The organism is Streptomyces coryli, assembly GCF_011044975.1.
GTDB classification, from domain to species: domain Bacteria; phylum Actinomycetota; class Actinomycetes; order Streptomycetales; family Streptomycetaceae; genus Streptomyces; species Streptomyces coryli.
Window position 1 is genome coordinate 29485 of sequence record NZ_JAAKZV010000012.1, and the last position, 23947, is coordinate 53431.

The window sequence follows — 23947 nt, forward strand, 5'->3', positions numbered from 1 at the left end:
GCTGAACGGGTAAGAAACGCGCGCGTCCGATTCCCTACGTGGATCATCGCCATCGCGAATGTCCATGGGATGCACGCCAAGCCGTGGCTCCGCGCTCACCGTCCGTTAACCGGACATGGGCATGGCGGGTTTCCGCCATTTCGGAATTCCGCCACCGGCAACCCTCGCTGAACGACCCTCACTTGCGGTTATCTATGCGGACAATCGGCCCAGCGGGCCGGTCCCGTCTCACGTCATGACAGGGATGCCGTATGCCCAGACGCATATCCGGTGCGAGACGCACCGTCCGCACTACCCGCGTAGTTCTCGCCGCCGGCCTGGTCGCCGCCCTCTCGGCCGCCACCCCGGGCCTGGCAGGCGCCGCGCCCAAGCAGCAGGACCCCGGGCCGCCCACCGTCAAGTCCGCCGCGGACAAGCTCGGTTCCGCCGACGCGGAGCGGCTGGAGAAGGCCAAGGCGAAGGGCGACAAGAACGTCACGTTCATGATCGCCACCGCCCCCGGGGCGACCGAGCAGGTCGCGAAGCAGCTCGACGCCGTCAAGGGCGGAGCCGTGGGGCGCACGTACGACAAGCTCGGGTACGTACGGGCCACCGTCCCCACCAAGCGCGCCGAGGCCGCCATCGCGGGCGCCGCGAAGCTCAGCAGCGTGCACGGCATCGACCTCCGCGAGGTCGTCAAGCTCCCCGATCCTTCGCCGCGCGCCGACGCCGTGAAGGGCGAGCAGGCCGACGTGACCGGCAGCTATCCGGCGCCCGGCAAGAACACCCCGGCGAAGAACCCGTACCAGCCGTCCCACGAGACCGGCGCCGTCGACTTCGTCGAGGAGCACCCGAAGGCCGACGGCCGCGGCGTCACCATCGGTGTCCTCGACTCCGGCGTGGACCTGGCGCACCCGGCGCTGCAGAAGACCACCACCGGCGAGCGGAAGATCACCGACTGGGTGACCGCGACCGACCCGATCGTGGACGGCGACGGCACCTGGCGGCCGATGGTCACCAAGGTCGAGGGCCCGTCCTTCACCTTCAACAACCGCACGTACAAAGCCCCCGCGGGCTCGTACGAGGTCAGCCTCTTCCGCGAGTCCGCCACCACCGGCGGCGAGATGGCCGGCGACCTCAACCGCGACGGCGACACCACCGACTCGTGGGCGCTGCTCTACGACGCGAAGGCCGGCACGGTCCGCGTCGACCTCGGCGACGACGCCGACTTCGGCAATGACGAGGTCATGAAGCCGTACGGGACCGGCCACCAGGTCGGCTACTTCGGCAAGGACGACCCGGCGACGGCGATCGCCGAGCGGATCCCGTTCGTCGTGGAGATCCGCAAGGACGTGCCGATGGATCCGTACGGCGGCGACTGGGTCGGGCAGAAGCGCGACTTCGTCTCCATCGGCGTCGTCGAGGGCGCGCACGGCACCCACGTCGCCGGCATCACCGCCGCCAACGGCCTCTTCGGCGGCAAGATGAACGGCGCCGCCCCCGGCGCCAACGTCGTCTCCTCGCGCGCCTGCACCTGGAGCGGTGGCTGCACCAACATCGCGTTGACCGAGGGCATGATCGACCTGGTCACCGAGCGCGGCGTCGACATCGTCAACATGTCGATCGGCGGCCTGCCGCCGCTCAACGACGGCAACAACGCCCGCGCCGAGCTCTACACCCGGCTCATCGACACATACGGCGTCCAGCTCGTGATCTCCGCGGGCAACTCGGGCCCGGGCGTGAACACCATCGGCGACCCGGCCCTCGCGGACAAGGTCATCAGCGTCGGCGCCTCGGTCTCCAAGGCCACCTGGGCCGCCAACTACGGCTCCCAGGTCGAGGATCCGTACGCGATGATGCCCTTCTCCTCCCGCGGCCCGCGTGAGGACGGCGGCCAGACACCGACCATCAGCGCCCCGGGCGCGTCGGTCAACTCCGTCCCGACCTGGCAGCCGGGCCAGCCCGTCGCCGAGGCCGGCTACGCGCTGCCGCCGGGCTACGGGATGCTCCAGGGCACCTCGATGGCCTCCCCGCAGGCCGCCGGCGCCTCGGCGCTGCTGCTCTCGCAGGCCAAGCGCAAGGGCGTCGACCTCTCGCCGCTCACCCTGCGCACCGCGCTGGCCTCGACCGCCCGCCACATTTCCGGTGAGCAGGCATACGAGGAAGGTGCGGGCCTCATCGACATCGAGGAGGCGTGGGAGTCGATCGAGGACGGCGCCACGGCGCACGCGTACAGCGTGAAGGCGCCCGTGGACAGCGCCCTCGACGGCTATCTGAAGACGCCGGGCTTCGGCACCGGCATCTACGACCGCGAGTCGGGTCCCGCGGTGGGGAAGTCGGAGACGTACGAGGTGACGCTGACCCGCACCTCGGGGTCCGCGAAGTCCTCCCTGCACACGCTGACCTGGAAGAACAATGACGGCACCTTCCGGCTGCTGAGCTCCCCCGTGGTCTCGCTGCCGCTGAACAAGCCGGTCACGGTGAAGGTGGCGGCCACCCCGCGCAGCCACGGCGCACACTCCGCGATCCTGAAGGTCGACGACCGCGGGACGGAGGGCGTGGACCGGCAGCTGCTGGCCACGGTGCTCACGTCGAAGGCGCAGGCGAAGCCGTCGTACGCGGTCAAGGAGTCCGGCTCGGTGCAGCGCAACAGCCCCAGGTCGTACTTCATCAAGGTGCCGGAAGGCGCGAAGTCGCTCGAGGTCGCGATGAGCGGTCTCAAGGGCAAGAGCCAGACCCGCTGGATCGCCATCGACCCGTGGGGCCTGCCGGCCGACCCGACCGCGACGACCGGGTGCTACCCGAACTACAACCCGGCCAACACCTGCCGTCCGGACCTGCGCTCCTACCCCAACCCGATCCCGGGCGTGTGGGAGATCGAGGTCGAGTCGCGGCGTACGTCGCCGCTGCTGGACAACCCGTACACGGTGGAGGCGACCGCGCTGGGCACCACCTTCGACCCGGAGACGGCGACGATCGCCGAGGCGAAGGCGGGCACCCCGACGCCGGTGGACTTCAAGGTCACCAACGGCTTCGCGCCGATCGACGGGAAGCTGCGGGGCGGCTCGCTCGGCTCGGCCAAGCAGGCCAGGCCGTCCATCAAGGAGGGCGAGGCGCAGACCACGGAGGTCGTGATCGGCGAGGGCGTGGAGCGCTTCGACGCGACGATCGGCAACACCTCCGACCCCGGCGCCGACCTGGACCTGCTCGTCTTCCGGGACGGGGAGCTGGTCGGCCAGGCCGCGGACGGCGACTCGGAGGAGTCGGTGTCGATCGAGAAGCCGGAGCCGGGGACGTACACGATCGAGGTGGACGGCTACGCGGTGCCGGGTGGCACGACGGAGTACGACTACCGCGATGTGTACTACGCGGCCTCGCTGGGCTCGGTCGAGGTGGACGATGCGCCGGTGAAGCTGGGCAATGGCGCGTCGGCCTCGGTGCAGGCCTCGGTGACCGCGGCGGGTGCGGCGCCGGAGGGGCGTGAGTTCTTCGGTGAGGTCACGCTGCTGAATGGGCGCGGGACCGCGACCGGGAAGGGCTCGATCGCGATCGAGAAGGTAGTGCCGTAGCGCTCGGCACGGCATGAGTGAGGGGCGGGCGTCCGGCTGGATGCCCGCCCCTCGCGCTTGCGCTGGGGATCAGCCCCGGAGCAGCTCCGCGATCTCGTCCTGGCCCTTGTCCTCGGCGTGGTCGAGGGCCGTCATGCCGTTCTTGTCCTCGATGTTCTTGTCGGCGCCGCCCTCCAGGAGGAGCTTCACCGACTCCTGGTGGCGCTCGCCGCCGTCGCCGAGGATGACGGCCTCGAGCAGGGCGGTCCAGCCGAGGTTGTTGACGTGGTCGATGTCGACGTCGATCTTCGGGTTGGTGGTGACCTCCCGGATGTACTCGACGTGGCCGTGCTCGCCCGCCGGGATCAGGGAGGTGCCGCCGTAGCGGTTGAGGAGCTTGTAGTCCGGCTCCGCCTCGGCCAGCACCTTGGCCATCTCGGCGCTGCCGGTGACGCCGGTGACCAGCCACGGGGTGTCCTGCTGGTGGTCCACGGCGTCCGGGTCGGCGCCCGCGTCGACGAGCACCTTCGCGGCCTCTACGTGATCGCCGGTAGAGGCCAGCAGCAGCGGCGTGTGGCGCTCGCCGTCGCGGGTCTCCAGGTCGGCCCCGCGCTCGATGGCATCCCGAACGGCGTCGGCGTCGCCCTTCTCCGCGGCCTCCAGGAGGTCCTTGCTCGCGGCCGGGTCGGCTTCCTTGTTCTTGGCGCCGGACGAGGCGGAGCCGGAGCCGGCGTCGGCGGACTGGGAGGCCGACGCCTTCGGCAGCTCCTCGGCCTCCGAGGGCGTGCTGCAGGCGGTCGCGAGCACGGCGGAGCCGGCCAGTGAGGCGAGCAGCAGGGTGGTGCGGCGAATGGTGGCCATGAGGTTCCTCTTCTCTGTGGGGTGGCTGAGGGACCGTAAATCCATGGTCGAGGCGGTTCTCGTGCGCCGGGGTCAACCGATCGGTCGATAAAGGTGTCGTTCTGGTATACCAAAAACGACTACTGTCCTGGGCTGATGACAGAATGGGGCGCATGGCAAGCGCTGAAGGTTTTGAGCCCGAATCGGACCGGGTGACGCGGCAGCTGCGGGACCAGATCCTGGACGGGGTCAGAGCGCCCGGCAGCAAGCTCGTCGAGCGCGAGGTCGCGGCCGAGCTCGGAGTGAGCCGGCTGCCGGTGCGCGAGGCGCTGAAGGCGCTGGTGAACGAGGGCCTCGTCACGCCGCGGCCGCGGACCTGGGCGGTGGTGCGGGAGTTCAGCCCGACCGATGTGTCCGACCTGGACGAGGTGCGGACCGCGCTGGAGACGCTGACGTTCCGGCTGGCGGCGCAGCGCTGCACCCGCGAGGGCCTGGAGCGGCTGCGCGGGGACCTGGACGCGGAGCTGGAGGCGGCACGCAAGGGCGATGCGGTGAAGGCGCGGCGGGCGGCCGCCGACTTCCACGAGACGGTGACCTGGCTGGCGGCCAATGAGCTGCTCAGCGAGCTGGAGCGGACGCTGCGCAGCCGGATGCGCTGGCTGCTCAGCCGGCACGACGACCTGATGGCGGTGGCGCAGGAGCACGAGGAGCTCTACGAGGCGATCGCCGCCCGGGACGTGCCGCGGGTGGAGGACCTGGCGATGAAGCACCTGGAGACGGGGCGCAGCGCGGCGGCGGCGCATCTGCGGGCGAAGAAGGAGCAGGAGTAGCAGCACCAGCGGCACAGCACTGAGCCCGCCTCCCGATCGCCCGGGTGGCGGGCTCGTGCGTGCCTGAGAGCTCACACGAAGCGGATGCCCTCCGCCAGATCCGGGCGGATCTCCGTCCCGATACGCCGCTCGATCAGGTCGTCCAGCCGGTCCAGCGGGCCGATCAGCGCGCGGCCGCCGGCCTTGGCGACCCGTATCGCGGCGTCGACCTTCGGCTGCATCGAGCCCTCGGCGAAGGCGAGTTCGCCGATCGCCGCCGCCGAGGCGGTGTGGATGTCGCGCTGCTCGGGGGTGCCCCAGTTCTCGCTGACGTAGTCGCCGTCGGTGAGCATCACCAGCATGTCGGCCTCCAGCTCGGCGGCGAGCGCGGCGCTGGCGGCGTCCTTGTCGACGACCGCCTGCAGGCCGATCTGGCGACCCTTGGAGTCGGTCTTCACCGGCACGCCACCGCCGCCGACGCAGACGACGAGGTGCCCGCCCTCCAGCAGGCCGCGCACCAGCGGCGCCTGCATGATCCGCAGCGGCTCCGGGGACGGGACGACGCGGCGGAAGCCCTTGCCGTCGCGGGCGATGGTCCAGCGGTACTCGGCCGCGGCGTCGGCGGCGTCGTCCGCCGAGTACATCGGGCCGATCAGCTTCGTCGGCCGGTCGAAGGCCGGGTCGGACTCGTCGACCTCGGTGGTGGTGAGGACGGCGGCGACGTCGCGCTCGCCGGCGAGGGCGTTGGAGAGCTCCTGCTGGATGACGTAGCCGATCATCCCCTGCGTCTCGGCGCCCAGGATGTCCAGCGGGTACGCCGCGACGTCCTGGTAGGCGAGGTTCTGCAGGGCCAGCAGCCCCACCTGTGGGCCGTTGCCGTGGGTGATGACCACCTCGTGCTCGCGGGCCAGGTCGGTGAGGGCCTCGCAGGAGGCCCGGACGTTGGCCCGCAGGTGGTCGGCCGTCATCGGCTCGCCCCGTCGGGCCAGTGCGTTGCCTCCGAGAGCCACGACGATGCGCATAAGTCTCCTCTGACTGAATTGCTCTTGCGAAGTAAATGGTATACCAATCTGAGTGATGGATTCGGAGCGGACCGGAGTGGCGGTGACAGCCGTGCGCAGCACACATGCGGTGTTCCGCGCGCTCTCCTGCGACGCCGTACTGCTCGCGCACCTGCGCGCGCCGCTCGGGCGCGGGCGGGTGGAGAGCACCTATCACCGGGTGCTCAACCTCCTGCTGCCGGACGGCAGATTGATGGCACTGGCCGGCCGGGACGCGGGCGACGCCCCCTGGACGCTCGTCGTCGACACCCCGCACTGGTCGGCGTACGACATCGAGGCGGGGCAGCCGGTCGAGTTCACGCCGGGGCGTATCGCACTCCCCGGCATCGAGATCGATGTGGACCCCGCCGAGGAATGGCATACCATCCTTCCCGCCCTCGGCGATCTCACCCCGCAGCACCTGGGCGTCGCCGCCCGCTCGCTCTACGCGCTCACCCGCGCGCACGGCGAGTTCGGCGGCATGCTCGGCGCCTCCCGGAACGCCTGGCCCATGGAGTCCGTCGTCTGCGCCGCCCTCGACGAGGGCCGGGCCGCGCTCACCCGCGCCGTCCTCGCCCGGGATCCGGCCGGCATCCGCGACGGCGTCCTCGCCCTCCTCGGCCTCGGCCCCGGACTCACCCCGGCCGGCGACGACTTCCTCACCGGCATCGCCGTGCTGTCCGCGCTCGACGGCACCCGGCTCGGCCCGTTCGCGACCGTGCTCGGCGACGTACTCGACGAGCGGTCCGGCCGCACGACTCTGCTGAGCGCCACCACCCTCCGCGAAGCGCTCGCAGGCCGCGTCCGCGCCTCCCTCGCCGACGTGCTGTGCGCGATCCCCGCCACCCGTCGCCAGGACACCGCGCAGGCCGCCGACGCCCTCAAGAACCCGGTCCGCCGCGCGTTGGCCCACGGCCACACCTCCGGCACCGACACCCTGTCCGGTCTGGTGACCGGGCTGCACCTGGAGAAAGAACTGCGAGGTCAGCAGCTGTGAGCACTACAGCAGTCGTCAAAAAGAACACGTACTTCGACTCCGTGTCCCTGATGGCCATTTCGACGAAGGCCAACGGCCTCGACGGTGTGGCGCAGGCCTTCGTGGCCATGGGCACGGAGATGAACAAGGGGGTGCTGGGCAACCTCGGCCTGCTCACACCCGAACTGGAGGCGGCGGGCACCGGCGACCTCATGATCGTGGCGGAGACCACCGACGGCACCGACACCGACGCCGTGCTCGCCGCGATCGAGGAGCTGCTCGTCCGCAAGGCCCCGGCCGGCGGCGAGAGCGCCGTGACGTACCGGACCATCGCGGCCGCCGCGCAGGACCGCCCGGACGCCAACCTGGCCGTCATCGCGGTCAACGGCACGTTTGCCGGTCGCGAGGCCCGCAAGGCGCTCGAGAACGGCCTCAACGTGATGCTCTTCAGCGACAACGTGCCCGTCGGGGAAGAGGTCGCCCTCAAGCAACTCGCCCACGACAAGGGCCTGCTGATGATGGGCCCCGACTGCGGCACCGCGATCATCAACAACGTCGGCCTGTGCTTCGCCAACGCCGTCCGCCCTGGCTCCGTCGGCATCGTCGCCGCCTCCGGTACGGGCTCGCAGGAGGTCTCCGTACGGGTGCACGCCCTCGGCGCCGGCATCTCGCAGCTCATCGGCACCGGCGGCCGCGACCTCAGCGAGGAGGTCGGCGGCATCATGATGATCGACGGCATCCGCGCGCTCGCCGCCGACCCGGCCACGTCCGTCATCGTCCTCATCTCCAAGCCGCCGGCCGCGGCCGTGGAGAAGAAGGTGCTCGCCGAGATAGCCACCGCCGGGAAGCCGGTTGTCGTGTGGTTCGTCGGCGGCTCCGAGGAGGCCGTCGTCGCGGCCGGCGGGCACTTCGCCACCGGCTCCGAGGACGCGGCCGTGCAGGCCGTACGGCTCGGGACGGAGCTGGAGGCCGTCGCCGGAGAGCTCGACACCGCCCGTATCGACGCGGTCGTCGCGAAGCTGGGCGCCGAACAGCGCTATGTCCGCGGCCTGTTCTGCGGCGGCACCCTCACCGACGAGGCGATGTACGCGCTGCTGGAGGACACTTCCGACGTCTGGTCCAACATCCAGAAGAACCCCGACCGCAAGCTCTCCGCCGACAGCCCCAGCACCGGCCACACCTTCCTGGACTTCGGCGACGACGAGTTCACCAACGGCCGTCCGCACCCGATGATCGATCCGTCGCTGCGCCTGGCCCGCCTGGTGGAGGAGGCGCGCGATCCCGAGGTCGCCGTCATCGTCATGGACTTCATCCTCGGCTTCGGCGCCCACGAGGACCCGGTGGGCGTGACGCTCCCGGCCATCGCCGAGGCCCGGCAGATCGCCGCCGACGCGGGGCGTCACCTGGAGATCGTCGGCTACGTCCTCGGCACCGACCGCGACGCCCCGGTCCTCGCCGACCAGATCGCGGCCCTCGAGGCCGCCGGGGTCACCGTCACCGCCAGCAGCACCGAGACGGGCCAGTACGCCCGCGCCATCGCCCGGAAGGTCACGAACGCATGAGCACCACCAACAGCCTGTTTTCCAGCGACCTCAACGTCGTCAACGTCGGCCTCGCCATGTTCGAGGACGACATAGCCGCCCAGGGCGCCGAGGTCACCACCCTCGACTGGACCCCGCCGGCCGGCGGCAAGCCCGAGGTGCTCGCCGCCCTCGACGCGCTGGGGGACCTCGAGGTCGCCCAGAAAATCGAGGCCGCCAATGCGGAGGCCGTCGAGCGCATCGCCAACTCCCAGCCGATGCTGGTCGGTTTCGGCCGCGCCCTCGACGTCGTCCCCGGCATGACCCCGACGACGATCCTGCACTCGGGCCCGCCCATCACCTGGGACCGGATGAACGGCCCGATGCAGGGCGCGGTGACCGGCGCGCTGGTCTTCGAGGGCCTGGCGAAGGACCTCGACGAGGCCGCTGCCCTCGCCGCCTCCGGGGAGATCACCTTCTCCCCCTGCCACGAGCACGACGCCGTCGGCTCGATGGCGGGCGTGACGTCCGCGTCGATGTACATGCACATCGTCAGGAACGAGACGCACGGCAACTACGCGTACACGAACCTCTCCGAGCAGATGGCGAAGATCCTCCGCATGGGCGCCAACGACGGCTCCGTCGTCGAGCGGCTGGTGTGGATGCGCGACGTCCTCGGCCCCATGCTCAAGGAGGCCATGGAGATCGGCGGCCCGATCGACCTGCGGCTGATGCTGGCGCAGGCGCTGCACATGGGCGACGAGTGCCACAACCGCAACAACGCGGGCACGCTGCTGCTGCAGCAGGCGCTGGCCCCGTCGCTGCTCCAGACGTCCTTCACCACGGAGCAGAAGAAGCAGGTCTTCGACTTCATCGCGTCGTCCGACTACTTCTCCGGCCCGACCTGGATGGCCACCGCGAAGGCCGCCCTGGACGCCGCGCACGGCATCGAGAACTCGACGGTCGTGACGACCATGGCCCGTAACGGCGTCGAATTCGGCATCCGCGTCTCCGGCCTCGCCGGCAACCAGTGGTTCACCGGCCCGGCGGGGACAGTCGTCGGCCCGATGTTCGCCGGCTACAAGCCGGAGGACTCCGGCCGCGACATCGGCGACAGCGCGATCACCGAGACGTACGGCTTCGGCGGCTTCACGATGTCGGCCGCGCCCGCCATCGTCGCGCTCGTCGGCGGCACGGTGCAGGAGGCGATGGCGTACACGCGGGAGATGGGCGAGATCACGACGTCGCAGAACCCCAACGTCACCATCCCGGCCCTCGACTTCCAGGGCATCCCGACCGGCATCGACGTACGGAAGGTGCTGGACACCGGCATCCTCCCGATCATCAACACCGCCATCGCTCACAAGGACGCGGGCATCGGCATGATCGGCGCCGGCGTCGTCAACCCGCCCGTCGAGGCCTTCGAGAAGGCCGCCGCGGCGCTGGCCGAGGTCATCGGCTGATGGCCGGCCTGGACACGGCCGCGGACAGCGCGGCGGCCGACTCCGAGTACGAGCACAGCCCCGTTCCCGTAGAACGCCGCAAGTCGCTGCTGACCGTGTCGGCGGTGTGGTTCGGCTTCCCGATGATCCTCACCAACGCCGTCCCCGGCGGCGTCGTCGTCGCCATGCTGGGCTTCTGGCGCGGCCTCGGCGCCATCATGGTCGCGAACCTGGTGATGTTCGCGTACGTCGGTCTGCTCAGCTACCGCTCGGGCGCGACCGGCGAGAACTTCGCGCTCCAGGCGACGAAGACGTTCGGCCGCATCGGGTACGTGGTCGCGTCCGGCTTCCTGGCGACGATCGTGGTGGGCTGGTTCGCCTTCAATACGGGCGCCACCGGGGCCACGCTGCACCAGGCCTTCGGCTGGCAGGAGCAGCTGGTGTCGGTGCTCGCGGGCGTGCTCTTCATCGGCATTACGTATCTGGGCATCCGCGCCCTGTCCTGGCTGGGCGCGGTGGCGGCCCCGCTCTTCATCCTCGTCGGCGTCATCGCCATCGTCCTGGTGGCGCGGGAGCACAGCCTCGGCGCGATCTTCGACTACCAGGGCGTGGCGGGCGACAGCGCGATCACCTTCGGCGCGGCCGTCTCGATGATCATGGCGACCTTCGCCGACTCGGGGACGATGACGGCGGACTTCACGCGCTGGTCCCGTAATGGCAAGGAAGCGGTGCTCGCGACCGCGACCGCCTTCCCGGTGGCGTCGCTGATCGCGCAGATCACCGGCGGCATCGTGGTGGCGGCCGGCGCGATCGCCTCGGCGGCGACGGTGGGCGGCAACTTCCTGCCGATCCTGACGGGCGGCCACGGCGTGGTGCTGGACGCCCTGGCGGCGGTCTTCGTCTTCGTCAATCTCGGCTCGGTGTGCAGCCATTGCCTCTACAACGGCGCGCTGAGCTGGTCGCATCTGACGCGGACGAAGATGCGGCTGATGACGCTGATCCTGGGCGTCATCGGCACGATCGCCGCGCTGGCGGGGGTCTGGAACCACTTCCTCGACTGGCTGGTCATCCTGTCCGTCTTCGTCCCGCCGCTGGGCGGCGTGCTGATCGCCGACCAGGTGCTGCTGCGCCGCCGGGCGGAGGGCCGTGCCGATACGGCGGTCCGCCCGACGGCCTTCGCGGCCTGGGCGGCGGGGGCGCTGGTGGGCGGGCTGGTGCACTGGTACGCGCCGCAGTTCTCGGACGCGGTGAGCGGCCTGGTGGTGGCGCTGGTGGTGTACGTGGCCGCGGAGCGGCTCGGCAGCCGCACGACCTCGTAGATGGGAACGAGGGGGGCTTTCTCATCGCTGCGGGCCAGCCCGGGATTCCGCTGGCTCTGGTGCTCCAACCTGTTCTTCTTCTGCGGGACATGGACCCAGACCCTGATCCTGGGCTGGCTGGTCTTCGAGTCGACGGGGTCGGAGTTCCTGCTGGCGGTGTTCACGTCCGTACGGCTGGCACCGATGCTGCTCGGCCCGGTCGCGGGGGTGCTGTCGGACCGCTACGACCGGGTGCGGCTGCTGGTGGTGGCGTGCGTGTGGGCGCTGGTGGCGGTGTCGGTGGTGGCGGCGGCGGAATCGCTGTTCACGGTCCCGTACTGGCTGCTCCTGGCGGGCGGTCTGGTGCTGGGCCTGTCGCAGTCACCGTCGCAGCCGGCGCGGATGGCGCTGGTGATGGACCTGGTGGGGAGGGAGAACCTGTCCAACGCCAACGCCCTGAACGCGATGGCGATGAACATGACCCAGGTGGTCGGTCCCGCCATCGGCGGCGCGATGATCAGCGCGGTGGGCGCGGAGGCATCGCTGTGGATCTCGACGGCTTGGTACGGGGTGTCGCTGGCGGCGCTGTGGCCGTTGCGGGGGCGGGCTTCGGTCCGTAAGACGGCGGCATCGGACGCCGACCGCGAGTCGGTGACGCGGATGCTCACCGCGGGCATCCGCACGGTCCTCACCAACCGCCTGTCGGCAGCGGTCCTGGGCGTCACCCTCTCGACCAACGTCCTTCTGTGGCCGATCTTCCAGGGCTTCATGCCGGCTTTCGCGGCTGAGCTGTCGCTGGATGCCACGGGGCTGAGCTGGCTGCTGGCGTGCAGTGGGGTGGGCGGTCTGGTGGGCTCGCTGATCATCGCGCGGCTGGGCGACTTCCGCTTCAAGGGCGGTGTCTTTGTCATCGGCACGGCGACGTGGGGTGGGCTGTGGACTCTGTTCTCCCTTTCTGAGGTACTGCCGCTGGCCTTCACGCTGATGGCCTGCATCGGCGTACTGAGCGCTTTCTTCGGCGTCCTGCAGACGACACTGCTCCTGATGACGACGGAGCCGGAGGTCCAGGGCCGCGCTCTGGGCATTCAGGAACTGGCCATCGGCGCGATCCCGGTGGCGTCGCTGGGCTTGGGGGCGGTGGCGGAGGAATACGGCGTCCGGGCCACGACCGTGGTCAGCAGCCTGCTGCTGGTCATCATCCTGACGGCGGTGGCAATACGGGTGCCGCGGCTGCTGGCTTTCAGTGGAAAAGGGGATTGACCTCTTTCTTCTTCCCCCGCTCCCAACCACCACCCGGCAGCGGAAAGCCCCCCGCCCCCTCTCCCCTTCCGTAGCCAGCCTTCCGTTTCTCACACCGAGCTACGACGGGAGACGGCGACGCGTCCGGGCGCGGTGCGAGAAACGGATGGCTGGCTGCGGAAGGGGAGAGGGGGGCGGGGCGCCTTGGCTTGCCGGGCGGCGGTTGGGAGCCTTGCGGAGGTTCGAAGCCGGGCGGCGGTTCGGAGCAGCCGTGAAAGGACCGGCAAGGCCGGCGGCGGTTCGGAGCCTGGCAGCGGCTCAGTGCGCGTCGTGCCCCGAAGCCTTCGCATCCTCGGCGCCCTCGGCGCCCTTCGCATCCTTGCCCGCAGCCTTAGGCACCGCCATAGGCCGATGCTTCCCCGCCACCGTCCCATCCGGGTTCTGCACGATCAGCATCCCCGCCATCCCCTGATCCGAGTGCGACTGCACATGGCAGTGGTACATCCAATGCCCGGACCCCACCAGCTCCCCGGCCACCACCTGAAAGCCGAAGGAATCCCCCGGTCCGCAGATCTTGTTGTCCGTCAGCGGCGTCGGGTCATCCGCACTCGTGAGCATCCCCGTCCGGTTGTCAGCCCACCGATGTCCGTGCAGGTGGAAGGTGTGGTAGAGCTCCCCGTGCGTGATCATCAGGATCTCGACCCGATCACCCAGCTTCGCCGTGAAGTTGGGGACCTCGTCACCCGCCACACCAGTCTTGTTGTTGATCGTCATGTCGTTGAAGACGATCGTGAAGGTCTTGTCCGGGAGGGGGTCGCCCTTCCGGCGGACGATCAAGCCGCCGTACAGGCCCCTCCGTACGCCGCCCGTCCCGTGCTCGGTCCCCACCATGTGGTCGTGGTAGTGCCAGTAGCCGGCGCTGCCTGCCACGATCGTGCCGTCGGAGCGTTCCCGTTGGGCGTGCGATGACCAGGTGTACGTGCGTTTGCCGCCCGGGGGGACGACGCTGTCGGTCATCGCCGTGCCATCGTTGTCAATCGTGTAGTCGACGCCGTGCGGGTGGATGCTGACGGGGACATCCAGGGTGTTGTTCAGCTCGATGACCAGGGTGTCGCCCTCGTCGATGACCAGCAGGGGGCCGGGGATCGTGGCCTTTCCCGGCTCCAGGCCGTAGCCGAGCTGGTTGTTGGGGAGGGCCTCGGCGTACATGGTCACGTTCTTGACGACGCCCTTCGGCTCCACCTCGCCGTCCGGCCGGGTCGCGGCGCTGGTGGACAGCGCGGCCGCGGGGGCCACGACCGCTGCCGCGGCGCCGGTGGTGAAGGTTCTCCTCGAGAAGCGACGCTCCGGCATCCGCATGCGCTGCCTGCCCTCCGCTATGAGCCAGCTCTACCGGCCACGGATGGTATGAGCACGACAAGAGTTTGAACAGTCGCAGGACAAAGTTCGTTGAAACTCGGTAGTAGGTATTGGCGAGTTGGCCAAAGCGGTCTAGCTTCCCCCCGACAACGCTGTCACGTCAGGGGAGGCGGGTGCGCGATGAGGCACAGAGGCCGGAAGGTGCGCGGCTGGGCCGGTGGTGCCATCGCCACTGGGCTTGTCATGAGCCTGATATTCGGCGGTGGCGGTCCGGCCGCCGCCCGTACCGACGCACCTCCCGCCGACGGGCCGCCCGGCTCGAATATCGCGGGCAAGACCGCGGTGCTGGTCTTCCACGGCAAGGACGCGGCCGACCCGGTGACCGCCGCCGGCGTGAAGGCCATCACCGAGCTGGGGCAACAGGCGCCCGCGGAGCAGCAGTTCGACGTCACGGCCACCAAGGACCCCGCCGTCTTCAACGACGCCGACCTGGCCTCGTACAACGCCGTCGTCTTCCTCTCCTCCGGGGGCGATCTGCTCAGCGACGCGCAGGAAGCCTCCTTCACCAAGTACGTCCAGTCGGGCGGCGGCTTCCTCGGCATCCATGAGGCGGCCAAGTCCGAGCCCGCCTCCGAGTGGTTCACCAAGCTCATCGGCACCCGCCCGGCCGCCACCAGCCCCGCGGACCCGCAGACCGCCACCGTCGAGGCCGGCGACCGGCAGCACCCGAGCACGAAGGGGCTGCCGGTGGAGTGGGCCCGCAAGGACACCTGGTTCAACTGGGCGCCCAACCCCTCCGGCAGCGTGCACACCGTCGCCCGCGTCCGCGAGCGCTCGTACGCACCCGGCGAGGGCGCCAACGGCTGGGACCACCCGATCTCCTGGTGCCGCGACTACGACGGCGGCCGGTCCTTCTACACGGGCATGGGCGGCACCGCCTCGAGCTTTACGGAGAACAACTTCCGCAAGCACCTCTTCGGCGGGCTGCTCTGGACCACCCGCCTCTCCCGCGCCGACTGCAAGGCCACCATCGACGCCAACTACAAGGCCGAGCGGCTGACCAAGCCCAACCAGCCCGAGCGGCAGGACCAGATCGGCGAGCCGCACGGCATCGCCGTCGCCGATGACGGCCGGGTCTTCTACATCGGGCGCGGCGGGCGCTGGCCGAGCGCCCCCGTGGTCACCGACTGGAACAACCCCGAGATGGGCAAGGGGCCCGGCACCATCCACGTGTGGGACCCCAAGACCAAGCAGGTCACCCAGGTCGGCTCGCTCGACGTCTTCGGCAACAAGGGCGGCGGCGATGAGCTGGTGAAGGTCGAGGAGGGCATGCTCGGCATCGCCCTCGACCCCGACTTCCTCACCAACGGCTACGTCTACCTGCACTACACGCCGCACTCCGGGCTCGATCGCGCCAAGCACCTGGCCGAGCGCCGCGTCTCCCGCTTCACGGTCGATCTCACCACCAACAAGCTCGACCCGGCCTCCGAGAAGACCCTGCTCAAGTGGCCGGTCCAGGCGCACAGCTGCTGCCACGCCGGCGGCGGCATGGCCTGGGACTCCAAGGGCAATCTCTACATCGCCACCGGCGACAACAACTCCTCCCGCTTCTCGGACGGCTACTCCGGCAATAACCCGGAGCCCAACTTCCAGGGCGTCTCCTTCGCCGACGCCCGTCGGACCGCGGGCAACACCAACAACCTCAACGGCAAGATCCTGCGCATCCACCCGGAGCCGGACGGCACGTACACCACCCCCGCCGGCAATCTCTTCACCGGCGAGGAAGGCGGCGGGGGCAAGGCCCGTAAAGAGATCTACGTGATGGGCGTCCGCAACCCCGCCCGCATCTGGGTCGATCCCAAGACCGACTACCTCTACGCCGGGTGGGTCGGCCCGGATGCCGGCGAGCCGTCGGCGACCTGGGGCCCGGCGAAGTACGACACCTTCGCCGTGATCACCAGCGCGGGCAACCAGGGCTGGCCGTACTGCATGGGCAACCGGCAGCCGTACCGGGACCGCAATCTGCCGGACCCGACGCAGCCGCTCGGCTGGTACGACTGCCAGCACCTGGAGAACAACTCGCCCAACAACGACGGCCTGACCGACCTCCCGCCGGCCCGTAACAACACCATCTGGTACTCGCCCCAGGGCGGCGGTCCCGACTATCCGCGGGACGCGAACGGCATCCCGAGCTACAAGCTCGGTGACGAGAAGTTCCTGCTGCCGTGGCTGAAGGGCGGCGGGCAGGCGACCATGAACGGGCCCGTCTATCGCTACGACGCCGAGAAGGCGGGGGCCGGGGCCTGGCCGGCGTACTGGTCCGGCAAGTGGTTCGTCGGCGACTTCTACGACCAGGACCAGCCGCGGCACGCCGTGCTGATGGATCCGGGAAACATGGGCGGCACGCCCGTCCACGCCGAGTCGCTGGCGAAGATGATCCCCAAGGGCAATGACGGCATCAAGAACCTCATGGACTGGAAGTTCGGCCCCGACGGGACGCTCTACGTCCTCGACTACGGCCGCGGCTTCTTCAACTACGACGACAAGTCGGCGCTGTGGCAGGTCACGTACACCGGTGGCGGGCCGACGCCGAGTGCCGAGCAGGTGGTGGGGAAGTGAGGGAGAGACACCGGATCATGTCGATACGACGCGCGCTGATCGCGCTGCTCGTCGGGTGCCTGGCGCTGCTGTCGCCCGGGCTCACCGCGCAGGCCGCGGACCCGGACAAGGAGCGGTCCGAGGCCGCCGCGCAGACGCTGACCTGGACCGCGGACAACAGCATGACCGCGTACAAGACCCAGCCGTCGACGGCGGTCGCGGGCGCGACCACCATCGTCTTCGAGAACAGCGCCGCCACCGGCAACACCACCGGCATGACGCACACCCTCACCTTCGACACGTCCACGCCCGGCTACAACCACGACGTGTCGGTGAACCTCACCGCCAGCCCGAACGACGCGCAGGGCGGCAAATGGCAGGTGGACGTCAATCTCACCCCGGGCAAGTACCGGTTCTTCTGCGCCATCCCGGGCCATGAGCAGATGCAGGGCGAGCTGATCGTCACCGAGGGCGGGCCCGACACCACGCCGCCGGAGACGAAGGCCGAGGTGACCGGCACCAAGGACACGGCCGGTAACTATGTCGGCAGCGCCACCGTGAACCTCGCGGCCACGGACGCGGGCTCGGGCGTGGACCGTATCGACTACGCGGTGGACGGCGGGGAGTTCTCCGCCTACGAGGCGCCGGTCGTCGTGAATACCGTCGGGGATCACACGGTCAAATACCGCGCCACCGACAAGGCCGGGAATGTGGAGACCGAGAAATCGGTGGCCTTCAAGGTCGTCGAGGCGCCGGGCGGTGATGCGACGCCGCCCGAAGTGGCCGCGGAGGTCACCGGGGAGAAGAACTCCGCCGGTTACTTCAAGGACATGGCGACGGTGACGCTGACGGCCACGGACAACGAGGGCGGGTCCGGGGTCGGCAAGATCGAGTACTCGATCGGCGGCGGCGCGTTCGCCACCTATACGGCGCCGTTCATGGTGCACGCCCTCGGCACTCACACGGTGACGTACAAGGCGACCGACAAGGCGGGCAACGCCTCCGAGCCGAAGACGGTCACCTTCACCATCGCCCCGGGCGACCCGGACCCCGATCCCAACTGCGCCGAGAACGACGACCGTCCGATCGTCTTCGTCGGCGCCGAGACCACCGGCGTCCCGAACCGGGTCACCGGCACCGGCTGCAAGATCAATGAGGTGATCCAGGACGAGAAGGCCTGGCCGGGCCACGCCGCCTTCGTCGACCATGTCAAGACGCTCACCGCCGAGTGGCAGGGCGACGGCGTCCTGGACAAGGCCGAGAAGGCCGAGATCGACGACGCGGCGCAGCGCAGCGACGTCGGCGTCGACGGCAAGGGCTACAAGACCCTCTTCGACGGCACCCAAGACACCTTCGGCAAGTGGGAGCAGGTCGGCGGCGGGTCGTTCGGCCTCAATGGCGATGGCTCGATGACGTCTGGGACTACGAAGGCCGGGCTCGGGATGCTCTGGTATCCGCAGCAGAAATACGGCGACTTCTCGCTGAAGCTGCAGTTCCGCGACGACGCACCGTCGACGAGCCGCGCCAACAGCGGCGTCTTCGTCCGCTTCCCGCAGCCGCACGACTTCCCCGGGGAGTCGCGGCCCGAGTGGGTGGCCATCAAGTACGGCCATGAGGTGCAGATCTTCGACGGTGAGTACGGGGACCAGTACAAGACCGGGTCCGTCTACGGCTTCGACGTGAACAACCACGGCGAGGGCATGGCGACGGACAAGGGCGTGTGGAACGACTACGAGATCAAGGTGGTCGGGCAGCACTACTCGGTCTACCGGAACGGCATCCTGATCAACGAGTTCCACAACACCCCCGGTCAGCTCTTCTCCCCGCCCCGGGCGGACGACCCGGGGACGGACGGGAGGCAGCGGGTCCAGGGCTATGTCGGGCTCCAGGTGCACGGGACGACGGATGTCGTCTCGTACCGGGATGTGCGGATCAAGGCGCTGTAACCCACAGCTGCCGCGATGAGCCGGCCCTCGCCTCCTCCCCCGGGCGAGGGCCGGCTCGTCTTTTGCTGGGTCACACCTTTCCCAGCACCTCGAACAGGCTCGAGAACCCCTGATCCCCGTGGCCGTCCGCGATCCGGCGGTCCATCAGCTTCTTGACCTCCCGCATCCGGACCGCGTCCACGCCCACGGACTCGCGGTGGCTGATCATGTCATCCATGAGCGCGGCCTGTACGTCCAGCGAGCCGAGGTCGGGCCCGTACGCGCCGGTGGTCACCGCCTGCGCCATCGAGGAGAGCAGCGCCGGGTAGAGGGGGAGCGAGCCGCCGACCCGGTCGGCGAAAGCGGTGACGTCGGCGCCTTCGGCCCGTACCAGACGCAGCGTGTGCAGGAAGCCGATGAGGAGCTCGTACGACACCGCCACCTGGGCCAGGAATTCCACCGCGGCCGCGCCGGCGTCCTCGCCGTGGTACGCGACGGTGCCCAGCTCCTTCAGCGTCGTCTCGTGGGCGGCGAAGGCGTCGCGGGAGCCGCTGAACGGGAACATGATGTCCGGCGTGCCCACGTAGGGCGGGTCGCCCATGATCTTGCCATCGAGATACGCGGCGCCGTGCTCGCGGGCCCAACGCTCGGTGTCCCGGGCGCGGGCGGGGGAGCCGCTGGTGACGTTCGCGAGCACCTTGCCGTCCACGGCGGTGCCGAGGGACTTCAGCACCTCGTCGACGGCGGGGCCGTCGAGGAGGGCGATCACGACGAGCGGGCTGGCCGCCGCCGCCTCGGCGGGGGTCGCGGCGACCGTCGCGCCGGCGTCGGCGAGCGGTGCGGCCTTGCTCGGGGTGCGGTTCCAGACGGTGGTGCGGTAGCCGCGGTCGAGGAAGGTCTTGGCAATGGCCGATCCCATGGCGCCGAGGCCGAGCACGGTGACTGCGTTGTTTGTCGTCATGGCAGCGACGTTAGGAGCTGAACCAAACTTGAGGTCAAGACCCGCAATAGACCAGCGGACATGACTCGGCCCCGGCAACCCGCTACCGCTGCCGGGGCCGAGGACCGAGGGGCCGGATCAGGGCGTCAGCACGTACGCCTCCGTGGCGGCCGCGGTGCCGCGCTGCGGCGGGACGGCCCAGCGCGGCTTCGGCGCCGGCGCGACCGCGGGCTCCGGCTGGGTCAGGGCGAACACCCCGCGCGCCGCCACCGCCGCCGCGGCCAGCGCGCCCACGATGCCGAGCGCGCCGCCGCTGAACTGCTCGCCCAGCAGGGTGAGTCCGACCAGCGCGGCGACGGCCGGGTTGACCAGGTTCGAGGTGGCCAGCGGGGCGCCGAGCCCGCCGCGGTACGCGGCCTGCGCGAGCATCAGCCCGGCCGGGGCGAGAGCGATCACCGCGATGGAGGTGAGCACGGTCGCGGTGTCCAGCGTCGGCCGTACCGCCACCGTCTGGCTCAGCACGGAGCCGATGCCGAAGGCGACGCCGGAGGCCGTCGCGTACGCCAGGCTGCGCACCGTGGAGCTGCCCGTCCGCAGCGCCGTCAGGCCGAGTGCCGCCAGCGCGACGGCGGTTGCCGTCACGGTGATCGCGGTCTGGGTGGGGGAGAGGACCTGGTCGGGGCCGGTCGGCCGGGTCAGCAGCACGATGCCGGCGAGCCCGGCCATCGTCAGTGCAGCGCCGCGCCACTGCACCGCGCTGACCCGGCGGTGCACGACCGCGGCCTGCAGCGGCAGGGCCAGCACCAGGGTCAGCGCGCCGAGCGGCTGGACTATGGTCAGCGGGCCGTAGCGCAGGGCCAGCACGTGCAGCAGCGCGCCGGCCAGGTTCAGCCCGACCGCCAGCCACCAGCTGCCGCGCAGCAGCGCCTTCGCGGCGGAGGCGCCGCCTGCCGAGACCCGCTCCTGGAGGACGGCCGCACCGGCGTACGCGGCTGCCGACACGAGCGCCAGAATCAGCGCTGTCGCGAGGCTGTTGAAGCCGTTCATGGCCGTACCGTCCTCTCGTCTTCTTCCCTGCTCACGTCTTCAATCTATGAGCCATATAGGACAGATCCTGTCCGCGATGGCCGACTGTGCTGTTGTTCTTTTGACGGATCTCCCGCCGCGGTTGTGACGTCCTGCGCGGGCCTTGTGACGGAGGTCTCGCGGCCCTTGCTGCTACTGACCCGCGGGGGCCGCGGAATTCATCGCGAGGAGCGGCTCTACGGCGTCGTCGTCCGAGCGGGCCAGGATCTTCGTGCCGTCGTCGTCCCGGCGGCGCTTGATGACGCTGCCGAGCCCGATCAGCGCCAGGCCGCCCACCGACCAGGCGCCGAGCACGATCAGCGGCCCGGTCACCGCACTGCCGTCGAAGAAGGCCACGGAGCGCAGCAGTTGGCCGCCGGCGCCCGGCGGCAGCCACTGGCCGATCATGCCGACCGGCTGCGGCAGCATCTCGGGCGCGGAGGTGACGCCGGAGAAGGGGTTGCCGAGGAAGACGTTGAACAGCGCGCCGATGCCGATGCCGGCCGGGCCGATGAGCGCGGCGAAACCGGCCACGGCGGCGCTGCCGGCGAGCGCGGTCAGGCCGAAGGCGCCGGCCTCCTGCCACCAGTCGCCGGCCAGGATGCCCAGCCAGCTGTCCGCGACAGCGGCGCCGATCAGACCGATCCCGGCGGACGCGCCGACCAGCGCGATGACGGCGCGGGTGCCGCGCAGCCCCATCATCGTGACAACGGCGCCGGCCATCACTCCGGCGAGCGCCATCGGCAGCACGCTGGAGCCGAGCGCGGAGCCGCGCGGGTCGGCCTTGGGCGCGGCCACGACGTCGACGGTGTCGACCTTGGTGCCGGGCGGGGCCTGCTCGCTCGCGGCGGTGGTCAGCAGCTGGGCGACCGTGGGGCTCGCGGCGGTGGCGGTGAGCACCTTCGGGCCCTGCTGGGTGACGACGAAGGCACCGTAGATGTCGCGGTCCTTGATCGCCTCGCGGGCCTGCGCCTCGGTGTCGTACGACGTGACGTCGAAGGCGTCGCCGCGGGCGCCGAGCTGCTGGGCGAGCTGGGCGGTGGCGGTCGGTGGTCCGGCCACGCCGACCGGGAGGTCGCGTGGGGCGAGGCGGGCGGAGGGCCAGACGAAGGCGAGCAGGGCGAGGGCGATCACGACGGGGACGAGGATCATCGCGATGATCGTCTTGCGGTTCATGGTGGACATCCGGGCCTCCGGGCAGGGTGCCGATTCTAAGAGAAGGAGCGTTCGTTTTTGCGTTGGGCACCACTGTCCTACCGGTCTGCTGCCTTGTCAAGAATGAACGTTCGTTTTAAGGTGAGGGCATGCCCCGCGTATCCCAGGCCCACCTCGACGCCAAGCGCCGCCAGATCATCGACGGCGCCAAGCGCACCTTCACGCGCAACGGCTTCCACGCCTCATCCATGCAGGACGTGCTGGCCGAGACGGGCCTGTCGGCGGGGGCGCTGTACCGCTACTTCCGCAGCAAGGAAGAGCTCATCCAGGCGGTCGCCGCGGACGCCTTCGGTGAGATGCGGGCGGCGTACGAGTCGGCGGTGCACGAGGCGCCGCTGCGCCCGCTGCCCGACGTGCTCACGGGCGTGCTGGACGTCGCCTTCAGGAAGCAGAGCGAGCTGGCCGGCGCGAGCGATCCGCAGGCCTTCCCGCGCCTGGTGGTCCAGGTGTGGGGCGAAGCCGCGCGCAACGAGTCGCTGCGCGCGGCACTGCGCGACGGTTACGACCGGATGCGCGGCATCTGGGGCGAGCTGATCACGGCGTACCAGGAGGCCGGGCAGCTCCGTAAGGACATCCCGACGGACCACATCGTGCGCACGCTGATGGCGGTCACCCAGGGCTTCATCTTCCAGAAGGCGCTCTTCGGCGAGGAGGTGGGCGAGGTCATCAGGGACGGGCTGCGGGCGCTGATGATGACCGACCCGGCGGAGGACTGAAGACCGGAGCCGCTCAGCGCGGGGTGAGCTCCATGTGGATGTCCTCGGCGGCCCACAGCACGAAGCGCTCGATGGGCGTGACGGTCCGGCCCTCCGCCGGCCGGAACCGGAACCGCTTGAGCAGGGTCGCCAGCACCAGCGTGGCCTCGACCATCGCCAGTGCGGCGCCCTCGCAGCTGCGCGGCCCTATCCCGAACGGGATGTAGGCGAGCCGGTGCCGCCCGGCCGACGCCTCGGGCGTGAACCGGTCGGGGTCGAACACCTCCGGTTCCGGCCAGTACTCGGGGTTCATGTGCACGGCCCAGAACGGATAGAAGAGGGTCGTGCCCGCGGGCACGGTGTACTCGCCCAGCCGGAGCTCCTCGGTCGCCTCCCGGGCGCCGTAAGGACCCGGCGGATACAGCCGCATCGCCTCCCGGAGCACCCGGTCCAGGTAGGACAGTTGCCGGAGGTCGCCGTAACCGGGCGCCTCGCGGTCGCCCAGCACCCGGTCGACCTCCTCCGCGACCCGCTCGGCCGCCTCCGGGTGCCGGGACAGCAGGTACAGCGCCCACGAGATGGCGACGCCGGTGGTGTGGTGGGCGGCCATCATCGTCATCAGCACCGTGTCGCGGATCCGCGGCGCCGCTTCGCCCGCCTCGGCCAGGGCCGCGACCAGGTCGCTCTGCTCGGTCCGCGCGCCGGCGCCGCGCTCCTGGTGTGCGGCGAGCACCTGGTCGACGGTCCCGCGCAGATACGTCAGGGCTTCCGCGGAGCGCGTGCGGCGCTCCTCCTCCGTGCCTCCCACGTCCACCTGGTAGAGCTTCGCCAGCTGGTCGGTGAGCAGGTCCTCGAATGCGGCCACCACCCGGCCGGCGGTCTCCTCCGACTCCAGCCCGCTGCCCAGCGCGTACTCGCAGACCATCTGCAGTGACAGCCGGCTGAGGTCCTGCTGCAGCGCGACGGGGCCGCGGGCGGCGGCTTCCGCCCACCGGTCGGCCATCGCGGTCGTCAGCGCGGTGAACTGCGCGAAGTGCGCCTCGTGCGACGGGCGTCCGGCCAGCACCTGCAGCATGACGCGACGCCAGGGCACGTGCTCGGCCTCCGGGAGCGTCTGCACATTGCCCGACTCCTGCAGCGGCACCAGGAACTCGAACAGCTTCTCCGGCCGCTTGTTGATCTTCGCGGTCGCCTCCAGGAGCACTGGATCGGCGACCGAGACCGCCAGGTCCGCACCCGGCAGCGGAAACCGCACCACCGGGCCGTATTCGGCGTGCAGCTGCAGCTGGTAGTTGTGCAGTCCTCCCGCCGCCACGATGGCCTTGACGCCGTCGCTCTCCGCGGACGGGCCGGGGATCCGGTCGATGCCGTGGTCCGGCATGGCGCTCCTTCCTTACGTCGCTTCCCGGTAACTCGGCTGCTCCGCACCGGAGTTGGTGGGGGTCCGGGAAGGCCAGGT

At 70.3% G+C, this 23947-nt stretch carries 17 protein-coding genes; 10 read left to right on the top strand and 7 right to left on the bottom strand.

The window, feature by feature from the left end; translation table 11 throughout:
• Positions 1 to 251: 251 nt before the first annotated feature.
• Positions 252 to 3548, top strand: coding sequence for a S8 family serine peptidase (locus tag G5C51_RS05170; RefSeq protein ID WP_165232374.1), 3297 nt, complete (start codon positions 252 to 254; stop codon positions 3546 to 3548).
• A gap of 69 nt (positions 3549 to 3617) precedes the next feature.
• Here the strand turns inward: G5C51_RS05170 and G5C51_RS05175 are convergent, their stop codons facing one another.
• Positions 3618 to 4190: an ankyrin repeat domain-containing protein gene (locus tag G5C51_RS05175; protein ID WP_240929404.1), complete on the bottom strand. Its 573-nt coding sequence runs from the start codon at positions 4188 to 4190 to the stop codon at positions 3618 to 3620.
• Positions 4191 to 4540: 350 nt separating this feature from the next.
• Between G5C51_RS05175 and G5C51_RS05180 the strand changes: the two genes are divergently transcribed.
• Positions 4541 to 5197: a GntR family transcriptional regulator gene (locus G5C51_RS05180; RefSeq protein WP_165232380.1), complete on the top strand. Its 657-nt coding sequence runs from the start codon at positions 4541 to 4543 to the stop codon at positions 5195 to 5197.
• 71 nt (positions 5198 to 5268) lie between these two features.
• Here the strand turns inward: G5C51_RS05180 and G5C51_RS05185 are convergent, their stop codons facing one another.
• Positions 5269 to 6198: a carbamate kinase gene (locus G5C51_RS05185; protein ID WP_165232383.1), complete on the bottom strand. Its 930-nt coding sequence runs from the start codon at positions 6196 to 6198 to the stop codon at positions 5269 to 5271.
• Positions 6199 to 6289: 91 nt separating this feature from the next.
• On the opposite strand from G5C51_RS05185, the gene G5C51_RS43970 reads away from it, so the two are divergent.
• Genes G5C51_RS43970 through G5C51_RS05210 form a run of 5 tightly spaced genes read left to right on the top strand, consistent with a single transcriptional unit; the run spans position 6290 to position 12712 of the window.
• Complete coding sequence (locus G5C51_RS43970; RefSeq protein WP_165232386.1) at positions 6290 to 7213, top strand: oxamate carbamoyltransferase subunit AllH family protein; 924 nt, start codon at positions 6290 to 6292, stop codon at positions 7211 to 7213.
• Entirely contained in the window at positions 7210 to 8754 is a 1545-nt protein-coding gene (gene fdrA / locus G5C51_RS05195) for an acyl-CoA synthetase FdrA (RefSeq protein WP_165232389.1), read from the top strand. Before G5C51_RS43970 ends, fdrA begins: the two co-directional genes overlap by 4 nt.
• The gene (locus G5C51_RS05200) at positions 8751 to 10175 is read left to right on the top strand and encodes a YlbE family protein (RefSeq protein ID WP_165232392.1); all 1425 of its coding nucleotides are present in this window, start codon (positions 8751 to 8753) and stop codon (positions 10173 to 10175) included. The genes fdrA and G5C51_RS05200 overlap by 4 nt, the downstream gene beginning before the upstream one ends.
• Complete coding sequence (locus tag G5C51_RS05205) at positions 10175 to 11473, top strand: purine-cytosine permease family protein (protein ID WP_165232395.1); 1299 nt, start codon at positions 10175 to 10177, stop codon at positions 11471 to 11473. The genes G5C51_RS05200 and G5C51_RS05205 overlap by 1 nt, the downstream gene beginning before the upstream one ends.
• Complete coding sequence (locus tag G5C51_RS05210) at positions 11474 to 12712, top strand: MFS transporter (RefSeq protein WP_165232398.1); 1239 nt, start codon at positions 11474 to 11476, stop codon at positions 12710 to 12712.
• A 297-nt stretch (positions 12713 to 13009) separates the two neighbouring features.
• Here the strand turns inward: G5C51_RS05210 and G5C51_RS05215 are convergent, their stop codons facing one another.
• Positions 13010 to 14044 (bottom strand): multicopper oxidase domain-containing protein, encoded by a 1035-nt coding sequence (locus G5C51_RS05215; RefSeq protein WP_165232401.1) that lies wholly within the window; start codon positions 14042 to 14044, stop codon positions 13010 to 13012.
• 186 nt (positions 14045 to 14230) lie between these two features.
• Between G5C51_RS05215 and G5C51_RS05220 the strand changes: the two genes are divergently transcribed.
• Together G5C51_RS05220 and G5C51_RS05225 are read left to right on the top strand one after the other, a co-directional pair.
• Positions 14231 to 16669, top strand: coding sequence for a ThuA domain-containing protein (locus G5C51_RS05220; protein WP_165232404.1), 2439 nt, complete (start codon positions 14231 to 14233; stop codon positions 16667 to 16669).
• A 17-nt stretch (positions 16670 to 16686) separates the two neighbouring features.
• Positions 16687 to 18594: an OmpL47-type beta-barrel domain-containing protein gene (locus G5C51_RS05225; protein ID WP_165232407.1), complete on the top strand. Its 1908-nt coding sequence runs from the start codon at positions 16687 to 16689 to the stop codon at positions 18592 to 18594.
• A gap of 70 nt (positions 18595 to 18664) precedes the next feature.
• Here G5C51_RS05225 and G5C51_RS05230 read toward each other — a convergent pair whose 3' ends face one another.
• The 3 genes from G5C51_RS05230 to G5C51_RS05240 all read right to left on the bottom strand — a co-directional run bounded on the left by G5C51_RS05230 (position 18665) and on the right by G5C51_RS05240 (position 21763).
• Entirely contained in the window at positions 18665 to 19534 is an 870-nt protein-coding gene (locus tag G5C51_RS05230) for an NAD(P)-dependent oxidoreductase (RefSeq protein WP_165232410.1), read from the bottom strand.
• Between the two features lie 117 nt (positions 19535 to 19651).
• Entirely contained in the window at positions 19652 to 20560 is a 909-nt protein-coding gene (locus G5C51_RS05235) for a DMT family transporter (protein ID WP_165232413.1), read from the bottom strand.
• A 171-nt stretch (positions 20561 to 20731) separates the two neighbouring features.
• A complete protein-coding gene (locus tag G5C51_RS05240) occupies positions 20732 to 21763 on the bottom strand; it encodes an ABC transporter permease (protein ID WP_165232415.1) in 1032 nt (343 codons plus the stop codon).
• Between the two features lie 119 nt (positions 21764 to 21882).
• Here G5C51_RS05240 and G5C51_RS05245 point away from each other — a divergent pair, with 119 nt between their 5' ends.
• A complete protein-coding gene (locus tag G5C51_RS05245; protein ID WP_165232419.1) occupies positions 21883 to 22509 on the top strand; it encodes a TetR/AcrR family transcriptional regulator in 627 nt (208 codons plus the stop codon).
• Positions 22510 to 22522: 13 nt separating this feature from the next.
• Here the strand turns inward: G5C51_RS05245 and G5C51_RS05250 are convergent, their stop codons facing one another.
• Positions 22523 to 23869 carry a cytochrome P450 gene (locus G5C51_RS05250; protein ID WP_165232422.1) on the bottom strand — a complete coding sequence of 449 codons (1347 nt, stop codon included), beginning with the start codon at positions 23867 to 23869 and terminating at the stop codon, positions 22523 to 22525.
• Between the last annotated feature and the right edge of the window lie 78 nt (positions 23870 to 23947).

What these genes read in the sequence shown, in the direction of transcription:
- G5C51_RS05185 (WP_165232383.1), bottom strand. Translation starts at nt 6,198, where the DNA reads ATGCGCATCGTCGTGGCTCTCGGAGGCAACGCACTGGCCCGACGGGGC.
- G5C51_RS05200 (WP_165232392.1), top strand. Translation starts at nt 8,751, where the DNA reads ATGAGCACCACCAACAGCCTGTTTTCCAGCGACCTCAACGTCGTCAAC.
- G5C51_RS05205 (WP_165232395.1), top strand. Translation starts at nt 10,175, where the DNA reads ATGGCCGGCCTGGACACGGCCGCGGACAGCGCGGCGGCCGACTCCGAG.
- G5C51_RS05170 (WP_165232374.1), top strand. Translation starts at nt 252, where the DNA reads ATGCCCAGACGCATATCCGGTGCGAGACGCACCGTCCGCACTACCCGC.
- G5C51_RS05240 (WP_165232415.1), bottom strand. Translation starts at nt 21,763, where the DNA reads ATGTCCACCATGAACCGCAAGACGATCATCGCGATGATCCTCGTCCCC.
- G5C51_RS05250 (WP_165232422.1), bottom strand. Translation starts at nt 23,869, where the DNA reads ATGCCGGACCACGGCATCGACCGGATCCCCGGCCCGTCCGCGGAGAGC.
- G5C51_RS05215 (WP_165232401.1), bottom strand. Translation starts at nt 14,044, where the DNA reads ATGCCGGAGCGTCGCTTCTCGAGGAGAACCTTCACCACCGGCGCCGCG.
- G5C51_RS05220 (WP_165232404.1), top strand. Translation starts at nt 14,231, where the DNA reads ATGAGGCACAGAGGCCGGAAGGTGCGCGGCTGGGCCGGTGGTGCCATC.
- G5C51_RS05210 (WP_165232398.1), top strand. Translation starts at nt 11,474, where the DNA reads ATGGGAACGAGGGGGGCTTTCTCATCGCTGCGGGCCAGCCCGGGATTC.
- G5C51_RS05225 (WP_165232407.1), top strand. Translation starts at nt 16,687, where the DNA reads ATGTCGATACGACGCGCGCTGATCGCGCTGCTCGTCGGGTGCCTGGCG.
- G5C51_RS05245 (WP_165232419.1), top strand. Translation starts at nt 21,883, where the DNA reads ATGCCCCGCGTATCCCAGGCCCACCTCGACGCCAAGCGCCGCCAGATC.
- G5C51_RS05235 (WP_165232413.1), bottom strand. Translation starts at nt 20,560, where the DNA reads ATGAACGGCTTCAACAGCCTCGCGACAGCGCTGATTCTGGCGCTCGTG.
- G5C51_RS05180 (WP_165232380.1), top strand. Translation starts at nt 4,541, where the DNA reads ATGGCAAGCGCTGAAGGTTTTGAGCCCGAATCGGACCGGGTGACGCGG.
- G5C51_RS05230 (WP_165232410.1), bottom strand. Translation starts at nt 19,534, where the DNA reads ATGACGACAAACAACGCAGTCACCGTGCTCGGCCTCGGCGCCATGGGA.